Source organism: Kribbella endophytica, assembly GCF_054781295.1.
The window spans coordinates 709,305-723,704 of record NZ_BAAGUR010000004.1 but is presented as its reverse complement, the minus strand read 5'-3'; the positions used below and the strand labels follow the sequence as shown (position 1 = coordinate 723,704).

Annotated in this window: 12 protein-coding genes and 1 pseudogene; 9 read left to right on the top strand and 4 right to left on the bottom strand. The window is 68.8% G+C overall.

Annotated elements, in window-relative coordinates:
- Position 1: 1 nt before the first annotated feature.
- Together ACYVIO_RS35125 and ACYVIO_RS35120 are read left to right on the top strand one after the other, a co-directional pair.
- A pseudogene (locus ACYVIO_RS35125) lies at positions 2-1,093 on the top strand (alpha-L-fucosidase); the annotation flags it as partial.
- Complete coding sequence (locus ACYVIO_RS35120; protein WP_460655470.1) at positions 1,088-1,435, top strand: alpha-L-fucosidase C-terminal domain-containing protein; 348 nt, start codon at positions 1,088-1,090, stop codon at positions 1,433-1,435. The pseudogene ACYVIO_RS35125 and the gene ACYVIO_RS35120, both read left to right, overlap by 6 nt.
- Before the next feature lie 57 nt (positions 1,436-1,492).
- On the opposite strand, the gene ACYVIO_RS35115 is transcribed toward ACYVIO_RS35120, so the two are convergent.
- Complete coding sequence (locus ACYVIO_RS35115; protein WP_460655271.1) at positions 1,493-3,829, bottom strand: chitobiase/beta-hexosaminidase C-terminal domain-containing protein; 2,337 nt, start codon at positions 3,827-3,829, stop codon at positions 1,493-1,495.
- A 253-nt stretch (positions 3,830-4,082) separates the two neighbouring features.
- Here ACYVIO_RS35115 and ACYVIO_RS35110 point away from each other — a divergent pair, with 253 nt between their 5' ends.
- A complete protein-coding gene (locus tag ACYVIO_RS35110) occupies positions 4,083-4,892 on the top strand; it encodes an isocitrate lyase/PEP mutase family protein (protein ID WP_460655270.1) in 810 nt (269 codons plus the stop codon).
- Positions 4,893-4,900: 8 nt separating this feature from the next.
- Here ACYVIO_RS35110 and ACYVIO_RS35105 read toward each other — a convergent pair whose 3' ends face one another.
- A complete protein-coding gene (locus tag ACYVIO_RS35105) occupies positions 4,901-5,776 on the bottom strand; it encodes a helix-turn-helix transcriptional regulator (RefSeq protein WP_460655269.1) in 876 nt (291 codons plus the stop codon).
- A 138-nt stretch (positions 5,777-5,914) separates the two neighbouring features.
- On the opposite strand from ACYVIO_RS35105, the gene ACYVIO_RS35100 reads away from it, so the two are divergent.
- Both ACYVIO_RS35100 and ACYVIO_RS35095 read left to right on the top strand, forming a co-directional pair.
- Positions 5,915-6,934, top strand: coding sequence for a zinc-dependent alcohol dehydrogenase family protein (locus tag ACYVIO_RS35100; protein ID WP_460655268.1), 1,020 nt, complete (start codon positions 5,915-5,917; stop codon positions 6,932-6,934).
- A 25-nt stretch (positions 6,935-6,959) separates the two neighbouring features.
- Positions 6,960-8,207 (top strand): multidrug effflux MFS transporter, encoded by a 1,248-nt coding sequence (locus ACYVIO_RS35095; protein ID WP_460655267.1) that lies wholly within the window; start codon positions 6,960-6,962, stop codon positions 8,205-8,207.
- A gap of 50 nt (positions 8,208-8,257) precedes the next feature.
- On the opposite strand, the gene ACYVIO_RS35090 is transcribed toward ACYVIO_RS35095, so the two are convergent.
- The gene (locus ACYVIO_RS35090; RefSeq protein ID WP_460655266.1) at positions 8,258-8,581 is read right to left on the bottom strand and encodes a hypothetical protein; all 324 of its coding nucleotides are present in this window, start codon (positions 8,579-8,581) and stop codon (positions 8,258-8,260) included.
- 86 nt (positions 8,582-8,667) lie between these two features.
- On the opposite strand from ACYVIO_RS35090, the gene ACYVIO_RS35085 reads away from it, so the two are divergent.
- The 4 genes from ACYVIO_RS35085 to ACYVIO_RS35070 are packed head-to-tail and all read left to right on the top strand — an operon-like array spanning position 8,668 to position 13,771.
- Positions 8,668-9,657, top strand: coding sequence for a hypothetical protein (locus ACYVIO_RS35085; RefSeq protein WP_460655265.1), 990 nt, complete (start codon positions 8,668-8,670; stop codon positions 9,655-9,657).
- Positions 9,654-10,937 carry a PIG-L family deacetylase gene (locus tag ACYVIO_RS35080; protein ID WP_460655264.1) on the top strand — a complete coding sequence of 428 codons (1,284 nt, stop codon included), beginning with the start codon at positions 9,654-9,656 and terminating at the stop codon, positions 10,935-10,937. The genes ACYVIO_RS35085 and ACYVIO_RS35080 overlap by 4 nt, the downstream gene beginning before the upstream one ends.
- The gene (locus ACYVIO_RS35075) at positions 10,934-11,650 is read left to right on the top strand and encodes a glycosyltransferase family 2 protein (RefSeq protein ID WP_460655263.1); all 717 of its coding nucleotides are present in this window, start codon (positions 10,934-10,936) and stop codon (positions 11,648-11,650) included. Before ACYVIO_RS35080 ends, ACYVIO_RS35075 begins: the two co-directional genes overlap by 4 nt.
- Before the next feature lie 21 nt (positions 11,651-11,671).
- Positions 11,672-13,771: a catalase gene (locus ACYVIO_RS35070; protein ID WP_460655262.1), complete on the top strand. Its 2,100-nt coding sequence runs from the start codon at positions 11,672-11,674 to the stop codon at positions 13,769-13,771.
- Between the two features lie 65 nt (positions 13,772-13,836).
- Here ACYVIO_RS35070 and ACYVIO_RS35065 read toward each other — a convergent pair whose 3' ends face one another.
- On the bottom strand, positions 13,837-14,352 hold the full coding sequence (locus ACYVIO_RS35065; RefSeq protein ID WP_460655261.1) for a pyridoxamine 5'-phosphate oxidase family protein: 516 nt from the start codon (positions 14,350-14,352) through the stop codon (positions 13,837-13,839).
- Positions 14,353-14,400 lie beyond the last annotated feature (48 nt).

Sequence of the window (14,400 nt, the reverse complement as noted above, 5' to 3'; positions counted from 1 at the left end):
ATCTGTGCCGTTCGACGCGAGCTTCGAGTCCCTGACGGCTTTCGAGTGCCCGGAGTGGTTCCGGGACGCGAAGTTCGGGATCTGGTCGCACTGGGGCGCGCAGTCGGTGCCCCGGTACGGCGACTGGTACGCACGCAACATGTACCGGGAAGGCAGCGACCAGTACCGGTACCACCTGCGGACCTACGGGCATCCGTCGGAGTTCGGCTACAAGGACCTCGTCCGGCTCTGGCGGGCCGAACGGTTCGACCCGCACGAACTGATGGACCGTTTCGTTGCCGCGGGCGCCAAGTACTTCGTGGCCCAGGCGGCACACCACGACCACTTCTTCAACTACGACTCGGCCGTGAACCCGTGGAACTCGGTACGGATGGGTCCGGGCAAGGACATCGTCGCGCTGTGGAAGGCGGCCGCGGACGACCGCGGGCTGCCGTTCGGGCTCACCGAGCATCTCGGGGCCACGTTCAGCTGGACGGCTGTCAACAAGAGCGCCGACCGACTGGGCGCTTACGCCGGCGTACCGTACGACGGGACGGACCCGGCCTACCAGGACCTGTACCTCGACAACAGCCGGTACCTGCCCGCGGAGGACGTCGACGTCCCGGACCCCTGGTACGCCACCGAATCCGCGTGGCACGAGTATTGGCTCGCGGCCGTGACCGAGATGATCGACAAGTACCAGCCGGACCTGTTGTACACCGACGGTCCGTTGCCGTTCGGCGAGGCCGACTACGGCCCCGGTCTGCGGGCCGTCGCACACCTCTACAACACCAGCGCGAAGGTGCACGGCACGAGCCGCGCGGTGTACCAGCAGAAGGACCGCACGCCCGAGGTGAGCGCGGTCGGGGTGATGGACATCGAGCGGAGCCAGACCCGGGCGATCCATCCCACGCCGTGGCAGACCGACACGTCGGTCGGCGACTGGTTCTACAACGTCCGCGACGTCTACAAGACCGCCGGTCACGTGGTCGAGCTGCTGGTCGACATCGTGTCCAAGAACGGGAACCTGTTGCTGAACGTCCCGCAACTCCCCGACGGCACGATCGACAGCGAGTGCGCACAGTTGCTCGAGGACGTCGGTGCCTGGATGCGAATTTGCGGCGAGGGCATCTACGGGACCCGGCCGTTCCGGGTGTCCGGTGAGGGAACGTCCAACGTGGTCGTCCAGGGCTTCACCGAGGATCGGGTCAGCTGGACGAGCTCCGACTTCCGCTTCACCCGCCGCGACAACACCCTGTACGCCTTCCAACTGGCCTGGCCCGCCGACGGCCGATCGGTGATCCGGAGCCTCGTCGGTCACGAGACCGCGACAGAGGTCCGGCTCCTCGGCCACGGCCCGGTTCCGTTCGAGCAGTCGTACGGCGTACTGACGGTTCGCCTCCCCGACAAGGCTCCGCTGGACGTGGCGAACTGCCTGGCCATCACCCTGGGCTGACGTTTCCGGAGAGTCCGGCCCGGGGCAACTTGCATTGACCCGGGCCGGATGACGCAATTACGGGTAGCTCACCACGTTGACCGGGACGGTGCCGGGTGGGGTTACCGCGCCGGTGTCGTTGATGACGTGGGTGATCGTGCCCTGGTAGTTCAGGGACACGGTGCACAGGCTGTGGAAGCGCACTCCAGCGTTGTTCGGCGCCTCGAACGCGTTGTAGGCGCTGACCGAGGGGTTCACGTTGAAGAAGTTGTAGCTTCCCAAGCCCCAGGCCTCGTGCGAGGTGACGTTGTCGCCGACCTTGTACGCCGCGTAGCCGTTGCGGCCGCTCGGGCGGTTCCAGCTCGCCTGGTTCGGTACGTCGTACGGCATCTCGTTCTGGAAGAAGATCGTCCGGCCGCCCTGGCCGTTCCAGATCACCTGGGTCTTCTGGTAGTGCTCCACGAACAGGCCGGTGGCCAGCACGTTGTTGCCGTTGACAATCAGTCCGGTGTCGCCGGTGGCCTGGGTCCAGCCCCAGGTGCCCGCGTTGCCGTGGTCGGCGCGCCAGGCCCAGATGTGGTCGATGATCGTGTTGTGGCTGTTGACGACCAGGCTGGTCGTCGCGTGGCCGGCGATCGACCCGCCGATGCGGAAGAACACGTCCTGCAGCGTCGTCGGGTTGGCCGCGTGGTTCGCGGACGAGCCCGACGGGCCGACGGTCAGCAACGCCGCGGAGTTCGTCGTACCGGCGTCGAACAGCAGACCCTTGATGCGTACGCCGTCGATGTCGGCGACCTGCATGGCGTTGACGCCGTTGTCCGGGATCAGCGTCGGGTAGCCGATGCCGAGCACGACCGTGTTGGCCCTGGTCACGTTGAGGGTCTGGTTGAGGTGGTAGACGCCGGGTGTGAAGAACAGGTTGCAGCCCGACGCCAGTGCCGAGTTGATGGTCGACGCGGTGTCGCCGGCCTTGACGACGTAGAACTGGCTCATCGGGATCGACGTACCGGGGGTGGAGCCGTTGGCCCAGCTCGCGCCGGAGGCGTTGGTGCGCAGGGCGGGCGTGAACACGCGGTACTTGCCGGTGTTGTCGAGGTAGAGGTACGGCACGTCTCGCGAGACCGGCGTGGTGGCCAGCGTTGTCTCCGGCGGGTTCGGGAACGTGGTCGGCGGGGCGCCCGGCGTACCGGAGAAGACCATGTTCCAGACGCCACCGGCCCAGCTGCCGAGGTTGCTGTCGCGGGTGTACCACTGCTGCTGCGAGATCGACGCAGTCTGTCCGGACACCTTGGAGTCGGCGATGTAGCCGCCACTGGCGAAGCCGTAGCTGGCCGGGTAGAGCTGCAGGTTGCCGCGGATGTCCATCCGGCGGAACGGCGCCGCCTGCGCGACGGCCCAGCGGTTGGAGCCGCCGATCGGGTTCACGGCCATGTTCTCCGCGGACCGCCAGAAGTTCTGCAGCGCGACGCCCTGGTCGGACTCGTTGAACGCGTCGACCGTGATGGCGCCGTTGATGACCACGTCGCCGGGGTTCTGGCCGAGGCCCGCGACCGAGGTGTAGTAGCCGACGTCGTCGTGCACGCTGTACGCGCCGGGCTTGAACAGGTGCGCGATCCGGCGGTTCGCCATCTGCGCGGTCAGGGTGTCCTTCTGCGTGGCGAAGTCGGCGTCGAGCTGCGCCTGGATGGAGGCGGACGACATGCTCGGGTCGAGGATGCGCGTGTTGGGCCCGAAGTTCGGGACGTCCGGCTGCGTCGTGCAGCTGACCGGCGTGGTGGTGCCGATCGTGTACGTCGCAGTGGCCGTCGCGGAGTTCGCCAGCCCGGACTTGAGTCCGATCGCGCTGACCGTACGCGTCGTCGGCACGCTGATCGGTCCGCTGTACAGCGTTGACGACGCCGTCGGCGTGGAACCGTCGACCGTGTAGCGAATCGTGGAACCCGCTGTCGCCGTCGAGATCGTCACCGTCTGCGCGGTCGAGTAGCTGCCGCCGGCGGGGGAGAAGGTGGGGGTCGCAACAGCCGGCGTGGTCGAGCCGCCGTGGGTGTAGCTGAAGTGCGGGGTGTCGTACTGCGGACCGCTCTTCTCGTAGGTGAACCAGTAGTCGACGACGGTCCCCGACGACAGTCCGCTGACGGTCTTGCGCCAGGTCCCGCCGCTGAGGTCCATCCGGAAGTTCTGCTGACCCTGGCCGGCGACGGTGTAGTGGACATCGACGTACACCGCTGTCGTGGTCGGGGTGAAGGAGATCTGGGCCTGGCTCGTGCTGAGCGAGGTGGCCGTCTGCGTGTAGTCGTCAGCCGCCGTCGCTACGCCACCCACCAGGAGGGTCGAGCAGACGGCCAGGGCCAGTGCGACGACGGCCGCACGCCAGCCGGGACGCCTTCGGTGACTTCTTTCTGGACTCCGAAACACGGGTACCACCTCCGGGGCGGAAGAGGGCGGGTAGACACTCGCGGTGTGAGAGCGCTCTCACATCGCGGACTGTAAACCGATTCGCCGCGGCGCGGAAGAGTTCGTCCGCATCCGCCCGGCCTGACCTCGACCGGATTCGGGCTGGGCGGCGCCGCCTGTGTTCCCGGTGCTCGGCTGCTGTGGTCTCTTGACGGGGTTGGGGTGCAGGGGGAGGGTGGCGGGACAGGGGCATGGCGGTTCCCGGGGGTGGGGCATGAACGCGCAGGACGGTCGGGTTGCCGAGTTCCATCGCCTGCATTCCGGTGGGACGTTCGTGATGCCGAATCCGTGGGACGCGGGAAGTGCGCGGGCCCTGGAGCAGGTCGGTTTCAAGGCGCTCGCCACGACGAGTGCCGGATTCGCCTGGACGGCGGGGCGTGCGGACAACCAGGCCACGCTCGAGATGACGATCGAGCACCTTCGGGTCGTGGTCGACGCCGTACAGGTCCCTGTGAGTGCGGATTTCGAGGGTGGTTACGCGGTTGATCCCGAGGGAGTCGCCCGGAACGTGACGCTGGCGGCCGCTACCGGGATCGCCGGGCTTTCGATCGAGGACTCGACGGGCGACGCGGCGCAGCCGTTGCACGATTTCGGGTTGGCCGTGGAGCGGGTCCGGGCCGCGCGTCAGGCGATCGACGACAGTGGGACGGGGATCGTTCTGACCGCTCGGTCCGAAGGGTTCGTGGTCGGGCGGCCGGACCTCGACGAGACGATTCGACGGCTGCAGGCGTTCGCGGAAGCCGGCGCCGACTGTCTCTACGCTCCACGGATCGGGACCGTCGAACAGGTTGGGGCGATCGTCGCCGCGGTGTCGCCCAAACCGGTGAACCTGCTGATCAACGCTCCGTTCATCACGGTTGCTGAAGCGGCGGCGCTCGGCGTCCGGCGGATCAGCGTCGGCGGCACTCTGGCGCGCGCCGCCTGGGCGGGCTTTCTCCAAGCAGCGCAGGAGATCGCGGACGCGGGCACGTTCTCGCGGTTCGAGCAGCTGCCGGACGTCGACGCGTTGCTGCGCAATCCCTAGCCAGCCGATTACTCGTTTGCTGTCGGGGTTTGTAGTGGTGCCGCCCACGAGGCGAGCAGCTGGAGTCGTTCTGCCGACGGTGAGCCGGGTTCGGCGGTGTAGACGAGGAGCACCAGACCCGGCTCGGCCGTGACCGCGAACTCTTCGTAGACCAGCGTGAGTTCGCCGACGTCGGGGTGGTTGAACCGCTTGGTGCCGGTGCCGTGGGTGCGGACGTTGTGGTCGGCCCAGAGGCGGCGGAAGATCTCACTGCGGGTGGAGAGTTCACCGACGAGGTCCTGGAGGCCGCGGTCGTGCGGGTCACGGCCGGCTTCGGCGCGCATGATGCCCACACACATCTGAGCGAACACGTCCCAGTCGGGGTAGAAGTCCCGGGAGGCAGGGTCCAGGAACTGGAAGCGGGCCAGGTTCGGCGTCCGTCCGCTGTCGCCGATGACCGGCGAGTAGAACGCCCGGCCCAGGGAGTTGGTGGCGAGCAGGTTCTGGCGCGGGTCGCGGACGAAGGCGACGCCGTCCTTGATCGCGTCCAGCGCCCACTGCAGGCTGAGCCGCGACGCCGTCTTCCCCGTCGTACGGCGCCGGGAACGGCCCGAGGTCGGGATGCCGTCAGCGGCCCGGGCGAGGTCGAACAGGTGAGCACGCTCGGTCTCGTCCAGCTGCAGCGCCCGTACGAGAGCTTCCAGTACGCCGGTCGACGCACCAGCGATCTGGCCGCGCTCCAGTCGCGCGTAGTACTCGACGCTGAGACCGGCGATCGTCGCGACCTCGCTGCGGCGAAGACCCGGCACCCGCCGGGCGCCGGTCGTGGGAAGCCCTGCCTGGTCCGGAGTGATGCGGGCGCGGCGAGTCGTGAGGAACTCGCGTACCTCCTGACGGTTGTCCACACCCCGACAGTAGTCGGCGCGACAGCCTCGCGGACGGAGGAAAGGTGCCCTGTCAGTACACCCATCGACAGGGACTTCTCCGGCCCCGCCGAGCCCGGTTGACTCGGAGCCGAGACAGCCGCGAACAAGGAGTAGGTCATGCGCCAGGTAGTGATGCACGGACCCGGGAACGTTCAGGTCGAGGATCGCGAGGACCCGAAGATCCTCGTACCGACCGACGCGATCATTCGCTTGTCGGCGACCTGCATCTGCGGCAGCGACCTGTGGCCCTACCGCGGCGCCGAGCCCGTCGAGCACCAGGTCATGGGCCACGAGTACGTCGGCGTCGTGGAGGAGATCGGCGACGAGGTGCGCACCGTCAAGGTCGGCGACTTCGTCGTCGGCTCGTTCTGGGCCTCCGACAACACCTGTGAGATCTGCCAGGCCGGCTACCAGGCGTACTGCGTGCACCGTGTCCTGATGGGCACCATCGGCACCCAGTCCGAGCTGGCGCGGATCCCGCTCGCCGACGGCACCCTGGTCGCCACCCCGGGGATGCCCGACCCGGACCTGATCCCGTCGTTGATGGCGGCTTCCGACGTACTGGGCACCGGCTGGTTCGCCGCTGTTGCAGCCGAAGCCGGCCCGGGGAAGACGGTCGCCGTCGTTGGCGACGGTGCTGTGGGCCTGTTGGGCATCCTGGCCGCCAAGCAGCTCGGCGCCGAGCGGATCATCGCGTTCAGCCGTCACGCCGATCGCCAGGCCCTGGCCAGGGAGTTCGGTGCCACCGACATCGTCGAGGAACGAGGCGACGACGGCGTTGCTCGCGTCAAGGAACTCACCGGCGGGCTCGGAGCGCACTCGGTGATCGAGGCGGTCGGCACGCAGGAGGCGATGATGCAGGCGATCCGTTCGACAAGGCCGGGCGGTCACGTCGGGTTCGTCGGCGTCTCCCACGACGTCGCCATCCCCGGTGACGAGCTGTTCATGGCCGGTGTTCACATCCACGGCGGCCCTGCCCCGGTGCGCCAGTACCTGCCCGATCTGATCCAGCTCATCTGGGACCGCAAGATCGACCCCGGCAAGGTCTTCGACCTCACCCTGCCCCTGGACCGCGCCGCCGAGGGCTACCGCGCCATGGACCAGCGGACCGCCACCAAGGTCCTTCTGACCGTCTGATCCAGCCGCAACCTGAAGAGGAACGATGCGACAGGCCCCGTTGCCCCCCGACGTCGCCGAGCCGACGCCGGCGCTGCTGAGAGCGCGCCGGCAGGCTCGACTGACCACCGGGCTGGTCGCGACCGTGGTGTTCTTGACCGCGATCGCACCCTTGGCCACCGACATGTACGTCCCGGCGTTCCCGCGGGTCGCCGGTGACCTGTCCAGTACGGCGACGCAAGTCCAGTTGACCCTGACGACGTTCTTCGTCGGCATGGCGCTCGGCCAGTTGGTCGGTGGACCGGTGTCGGACCAACGCGGGCGGCGGATCCCGTTGCTCGCGGCACTGCTGGCGATGTCCGCGGTCTCGATCGTCTGCGCGCTCGCGCCGACCATCGCGGTGATGACGGTGGCGCGGCTCGTGCAGGGATTCGCGGGCGGGTGGGCGATGGTGATCGGCCGCGCGATCATCGTCGACCTGGCCACCGGCGTACGGCTGATCCGGGTACTGAACGTCATCGCCGCTGTCGGCGGCATCGCCCCGATCGCCGGCCCGCTCCTCGGCGGGCTGATCCTGCAACTGTCGCACTGGCGGGTCTCGTTCTGGCTCGTCGCGGTGCTCGGTGTCGCGATGACGCTGGCTGTGCTGGTCGCGGTGCCCGAATCGCTCCCGCCCGAACGCCGCCATGCCGGCGGGTTAGGCAACTTCCTCGCCGCCGGGCGCATCGTCCTGGGCAATCGGGAGTACGTCGGCTACCTGGTGGTCGCCGGCGCCGCGATGGGCGCCTTGTTCGCGTACGTCGCCACGTCCGCCTTCGTCCTGCAGTCCATGAACGGGCTCTCACCGATCGCGTACTCCATCGACTTCGCGGCCAACGCCGGCGGGATGACGGTCGCCGCGCTCATCGCGGCTCGGCTCGCTGGGCGGGTCTCCACCCGCAAACTCATCCTGGGCGGCCAGCTCGCTGCTCTGGCCGCAGGCCTCGCCATGCTGGCCGGCGCCCTGTGGCTCGGCACACCACTGCCTCTCGCGCTCGTGTGCTTCTTCGTCCTGATGACCGCCCAAGGCCTCATGATCCCCAACGGCGGCGCCCTCGCCTCCGCCGCCGTACCGGACCACCCCGGCACCGGATCCGCCGTACAGGGCTTCGTCCAATGGGTCGCGGCCGGAACGATCGCACCGATCGCCGGACTCGGCGGCGAACACACCGCCGTACCCATGGCCACCCTCATGACGACCGGCGCCCTGGTCTCCATGGCCGGCCTGCTGATCCTGGCCAGGCCGAAGCCCTGATCCGCAGGCGGGCAAGGTTTCAGACTTGTTGGGGCCTCAGCTGAGGCTGTCTAGTTGACTCTGGGGGAGGGCGGGTTGGTCGTGCTGTCGTCGCGGCGGCGGTCTCGGCGTTTGGCCAGGAAGACGCCGGCGATGAAGAGGACCGGGATCAGCAGTCCTAGCGGCAGCCACTTCAGGCCGGACCAGTCGTTCGGGTCGCCGTCGGCTGAGCCGGGCGGGTTCGCTTCGGCGGCAGGTGTCGATCCGAGGGTGGGCGTGGGGGTGTCCGCGAGCGGCTGGGCAGCGGAGATCGCGGTGGTGTGCGCCTCCGCTGCGGCGGTGGTCAGGATCAGGCCGAGCATTGCGACCAGACCGATCATGATGACGGTCGCCAACGATGCGCTCCGGTGTCGGTTCATGCGTCGCCGGTACCCATCGCGCATCATCTAGCGCGGGGTTCGTGCGCGGGTACCGGCGGGGCATGGGCAACGACTTGATGACGGACGGTGCGCTGCGGGCGGGTTCTGAGCCGCGTACGGCGCGGTCGGTGGCGGCCGGCCTTCGTGAGCTCGCGGACAGTGGTCGCCTGGAGCTGCCGGATCCGGGAGCTGGCCGTACGGCGGACAGATGGCGGTCGCTGACCGAGCTGGGCCGGGCCGATCTCGCGCTGGCGCGGCTGGCGGAGGGGCACACCGACGCGACCTCGATCCTGCGCCAGGCCGGTCGCGAACCGGTGCCCGGCGCAACGTACGGCGTCTGGGCCGCGCGGTCGGGCGGGACCGGCGCGAGGTTCGGGGACGGTCGGCTGTCCGGGACGGTCCGCTTCTGTTCCGGCGCGCACTCGCTCGACCGGGCGCTCGTCGTCGCCTTGTCGGAGACCGGCGAGAGCAGCACCTGGGACGTGCCGCTGGACCAGCCGGGCATCGTCCGGGTCGCGGAGACCTGGCAGGCCGTCGGCATGGATGCTTCCGACAGTCCCGACGTGATCTTCGAGGATGTTGCTGTCGACAACCAGATCGGGCCGCCCGGCTTCTACACGTCGCGGCCAGGGTTCTGGTGGGGTGGCGGTGGTGTGGCCGCGGTCTGGTACGGCGGTTCGCTCGGTGTGGTGGAGCGAGCAACGGAGTACCTGCGCGCCGGAAAGGGCGCCGACGATCACCAGGTCGCCCATCTGGGAGAGCTTCGTACGGCGCTGGCGGCGACCGAAGGGCTGCTGCAGTTGACCGCAGCCGCGATCGACGCCGATCCGGGCGCCGACCTGATGACGCGGATCTGGTTGCTAAGGGCAAGCGCTGAGCAGACTGCTCGGGCCGTGGCGGATCGAGTGCCTCGGATCGTCGGGCCGACGCTGTTGTCGCGTGATCGTGGGTTCGCGCAGCAGTTCGCGGATCTGCAGGTCTACGTGCGGCAGCATCACGCCGAGCGGGACTACGCCGCGCTGGGACGCCGGTTCTTGGACGGTACGGCGTGACGCGGGAGCTGACCGGCGAGAACGAGTGGGTCGAGTTCTTCGCCGGCCGGGAGCTGCCGGTGTTCGACCCGACGGCGCCGCGGCGGGTCGTCGTACTGGCTGCGCATCCAGACGACGAGACGCTCGGGGTCGGTGGGACGGTGCAGGCACTGCACGCGGCCGGTGCCGAGGTCACGCTGGTGGTTGCGAGCGATGGGGAGGCTGCGTTTCCGGCGCTCGGACCGGCGGATCGGGCTGAGCTGGCCGCGCGTCGGCGGGTCGAGCTGGCGACCGCGATGGAGATTCTGGGCTCGGGGAAGGTCGAGGTGGTGTTCCTCGGCTTTCCCGACTCCGGGCTCGCGGAGCGCGAAGGAGAGTTGCGGGAGCGGCTGGTCGAGCTGCTGCGGGGAGTCGACTGCGTGCTGTTGCCGTGGCCCGGCGACCCTCATCCAGATCATGCAGCGGTTGGACGGGCCGGGTTGGCGGCAGCGCCGGTGGAGGCGCACCGGTGGTCGTACCCGGTCTGGATGTGGCACTGGATGACGCCGTACGACGAAGTGCCGCCGTGGGAGCGCGCTGCTCGGGTGCCGCTGTCCGACGAGCTGCGCGCCGGCAAGGCCGAGGCGATCGCAGCCTTCGTCTCCCAGCTCGTGCCGGGGCCGAACGGCGAGGACCCGATCGTGGATCCGTTGATGCTGACCCATTTCGATCGCGGCTTCGAGGTGCTGTTCCGGGAGCCACGGCACGAGTCGGCGCCCGTTGAGCGGTTCGCCCAGCTGTACCGGGAGGCGGAGGATCCGTGGCACACGGCCGACAGCTGGTACGAACGGCGGAAGCGGTCGATGCTGCTCGCCGCGCTGCCGAACGAGTGGTACCGCCGGGTGCTGGAGCCGGCGTGCGGGGTCGGTGAGCTGACGCGGGAGCTCGTCCACCGCGCGGATCACGTTGTTGCCTTCGACCCGGTACCGGAAGCGGTCGACAGGGCACGCCGTGCGGCGCCGTCCGCGGAGGTTCTGGTCGGCGCGTTACCTGAGATTCCGTCGTCGTCGGTTGATCTGGTGGTGTTGAGCGAGATCCTCTACTACCTGGACGACGACACGTTGACGGCCACGCTCGACGGCGTACTGGCTGCGCTCGAGCCCGGCGGGGATTTGGTCGCGGTGCACTGGCGGCCATGGGCTCCGGAGGCGCCGCGGGACGGGGACGCGGCGCATCGGATCCTGCTCGCGCGGGAGGAGTTGGACGTTCTGGTCGAGCACATCGAGGACGACTTCGTCCTGCACGTGCTGCGCCGGCGATGATCACGGCGATCGGCGTCGTGATCCCGGCGCACGACGAGGGACTGGTGATCGGGGACTGTCTGCGGGCGCTGTCGACGGCTGTGGAGTCTGCTGCTCTGCGAACCGTCGTGTGCGTCGTTGCCGATCGCTGCACCGACGCGACCGTCCGGATCGTCCGCGAGACGATGCCTGGAGCAACGATTGTGGAGGTCGACGAGGCGTTGAGTCTCGGCGCGTTGCGTGATCTCGGGGCGCGGACGGTTCTCGAGGCCTTGGGCTGCGGTGATCCGGAGTCGGTCTGGTTGCTGGGGACCGACGCGGACACGCAGGTCTCGGCCGACTGGGTCAGCAGGCAACTGATTCATGCGCAGGAAGGAGCCGATGCGGTGACCGGTTTGGTCGACCTGCAGCCGGCGGCGCATCTCACCGCCGTACTGCGGGCGCGCTACGCGCAGGTGGTCGCGGCGGGGATCCGGCCGTTGAGTCACGACCATGTTCACGGCGCGAACTTCGGCGTACGGGGGAGTGCGTTCCTCGCTGTCGGTGGCTATCGGCCGATCCGGACGGGGGAGGACCGGGATCTGTGGTTCCGGCTGCTGGACGCCGGGTTCGTACTGCGGCAGCCGTTGGATCTGACCGTGCGGACCAGCGCGCGGGTTGTCGGGCGGGCGGAGGGTGGGCTGGCGGATCTGCTGGCTGGATTGATTGCACCGGGGTACCGGGACGCGTCCTGACCCGCTAGTTGAGGAGATACCGTGCCCCCGAAACGTAAGGCCGACCAAGCAGCACCGAAAGCAGCGGGGCCGACGGGACGGAAGGCGGCCGAGGCTGCGAGTGCGCGGTACGGCGTACAGGATGCGCGGGCTCAGACGGGCGACTACCTGACGACCGCGCAGGGCGTGCGGCTGCCGGACACGGACCACTCGCTGAAGGCCGGATCGCGCGGGCCGACGCTGCTCGAGGACTTCCACCTGCGCGAGAAGATCACCCATTTCGACCACGAGCGGATCCCCGAGCGCGTCGTGCACGCGCGCGGGGCCGCCGCGCACGGCACCTTCACGGCGTACGGGAACGCGACCGCCGCCAGCAAGGCCGGGTTCCTGCAGAAGGGCCGCGAGACGCCGGTGTTCGTGCGGTTCTCCACCGTGCTCGGGTCGCGCGGCTCGGCCGACACCGTGCGCGACGTCCGGGGTTTCGCGGTGAAGTTCTACACCGAGGAAGGCAACTTCGACCTGGTCGGCAACAACATGCCGGTGTTCTTCATCCAGGACGGGATCAAGTTCCCCGACATCATCCACGCCGGCAAACCGCACCCGGACCGGGAGATCCCGCAGGCGCAGTCCGCGCACGACACCTTCTGGGACTTCGTGTCGCTGCACACCGAGGCGACCCACCACGTGATGTGGGCGATGTCGGACCGCGGCATCCCGCGCTCGTACAGGACCATGGAGGGCTTCGGCGTCCACACCTTCCGGCTGGTCAACGGCGACGGAGCGACCGCGTTGGCCAAGTTCCACTGGAAGCCGGTGGCCGGGGTGCATTCGCTGGTGTGGGAGGAAGCGCAGCTCGCGGCCGGGACCGACCCGGACTTCCACCGGCGCGACATGGCGGACGGGATCGAGAACGGTGCGCCGCTGGAGTTCGAGCTGGGATTGCAGCTGTTCCCCGACTCCGCGGACGAGACCTTCGAGGGGATCGACCTGCTCGACCCGACCAAGCTGGTGCCCGAGGAGCTGGCCGAGGTCCAGCTGGTCGGCAAGCTGACGCTGGACCGCAATCCCACCAACTACTTCGCCGAGACCGAGCAGGTCGCCTTCCACACCGGAAACCTGGTGCCGGGCATCGAGGTGACCAACGATCCGTTGATGCAGGCCCGGTTGTTCTCGTACCTGGACACGCAGCTGACCCGGCTCGGCGGGCCGAACTTCACCCAGTTGCCGATCAACTGCCCGCACGCCGCGGTGAACGACAACCTGCGCGACGGGATGCACCAGACCGCCGTCCACCAAGGCGTTTCGCCGTACCTGCCGAACAGCATCGACGCCTCGCCGCAGCCTGCTCGTGAGGATCAGGGCGGGTACGTGCAGGTGCCGCGGGAGATCGAGGGCCGGGCGGTGCGGGAGAACCCGGTGTCGTTCGGGGACCACTTCTCGCAGGCGACGCTGTTCTGGGCGAGCATGAGCGAGGTCGAGAAGATCCACATCGTCGAGGCGTTCACCTTCGAGCTCGGTAAGTGCTACGAGCAACCGATTCGCGAGCGGATGCTCGGCGTACTGGCGAACGTCGATGCCGACCTGTGTGCTGCGGTGGCCGAGGGGCTCGGCCTCCCGGCGCCGACCGGTGCTCCCGCCGAGGTCGTGCCGTCGCCGGCGCTGTCGCAGATCCCGCCGGGGCCTGGACCGATCGCGGGTCGAGTGATCGGTGTCTTCGCGGCGCCTGGCGCCGACCTGGGCGGGATCACGAAGCTGCGGCGGGCAGTGGAGGGGCGCGGCGCCGTACTGCGGCTGATCGCGCCGTTCGGGGGAGTCCTCAAGAAGGGCCGCTCGGAGCACATCATCGAGCGCACCCTGCTGACCACCAGGTCGATCGAGTACGACGCTGTGGTGGTCGCGGGCGGAATTGCCGACTTCACGGACATCAAGTTGTCGATCCTGCTCGGCGAGCTGTTCCGGCACTGCAAGGTGATCGGCGCGTGGGGAGACGGCGACCAGGTGCTGACCGCGGCCGGTGTCGACACGACCGCGCCGGGCGTCGTACTGGGTGAGAGCCCGGCGAAACCCTTCACCACTGAGCTGCTCGACGCGGTCGGCCTGCACCGCGTCTGGGAGCGCGCCGAACAGGTGATGGCGACCTAGGTCTCGGGTTCTGCTCAGCAGTACGCCGCCGGCATGGGCGTGCCGGCGGCGTACTGACTAGGCGATCAGGCGCCGGCGGTCTTGCCGCGGAGGTCGACCGTCTCGTTGTCGGCGGGGAACTTGTCCGGGTCCTTGGTGACCATGGCCCGGGCAGCACCGAGCAGTTTGACGACCTTGCTGTTCGGGGCGTCCCAGTACTCGGCGGTCTCGGCGCGGACCTTGAGCAGGATCAACCCGGGGGTGTCGAGGCCGTCGGGGAACCAGGTCTTGAGCGGCGGCGACCACAGTTCCTCGGCCTTCTGGCGGTCCTCGACGACCTCGGCGGTTCCGGCGATCGACGTCCACTCGCTCGCCTTGTCGTTGGAGAAGCTCACGTTGACCTGGCGGTTGGCCATGATCTCGGCCGCCTTCGCCGAGTCCGACGAGGCGAAGAACCACAGGTCACCGTCGAACTCGACCTCCTGCACGGCCATCGGCCGCGCGACGTGCCGCCCGTCGAGCGTCATCGTGGTCAGCATGCAGATTCTGGCCCGCTCGACCAGTTCGGCGATCCGGGTCACGGGGTCTGTCTGTTCGGTCATCTGGGGTAAGCACCTCTTCGATCGGCTGACTCTTGCGTCAGCCGTCCG

Coding starts and splice junctions, on each gene's coding strand:
- ACYVIO_RS35120 (WP_460655470.1), top strand. CDS start 1,088: ATGCGAATTTGCGGCGAGGGCATCTACGGGACCCGGCCGTTCCGGGTG.
- ACYVIO_RS35110 (WP_460655270.1), top strand. CDS start 4,083: ATGAACGCGCAGGACGGTCGGGTTGCCGAGTTCCATCGCCTGCATTCC.
- ACYVIO_RS35100 (WP_460655268.1), top strand. CDS start 5,915: ATGCGCCAGGTAGTGATGCACGGACCCGGGAACGTTCAGGTCGAGGAT.
- ACYVIO_RS35095 (WP_460655267.1), top strand. CDS start 6,960: ATGCGACAGGCCCCGTTGCCCCCCGACGTCGCCGAGCCGACGCCGGCG.
- ACYVIO_RS35085 (WP_460655265.1), top strand. CDS start 8,668: ATGGGCAACGACTTGATGACGGACGGTGCGCTGCGGGCGGGTTCTGAG.
- ACYVIO_RS35075 (WP_460655263.1), top strand. CDS start 10,934: ATGATCACGGCGATCGGCGTCGTGATCCCGGCGCACGACGAGGGACTG.
- ACYVIO_RS35065 (WP_460655261.1), bottom strand. CDS start 14,352: ATGACCGAACAGACAGACCCCGTGACCCGGATCGCCGAACTGGTCGAG.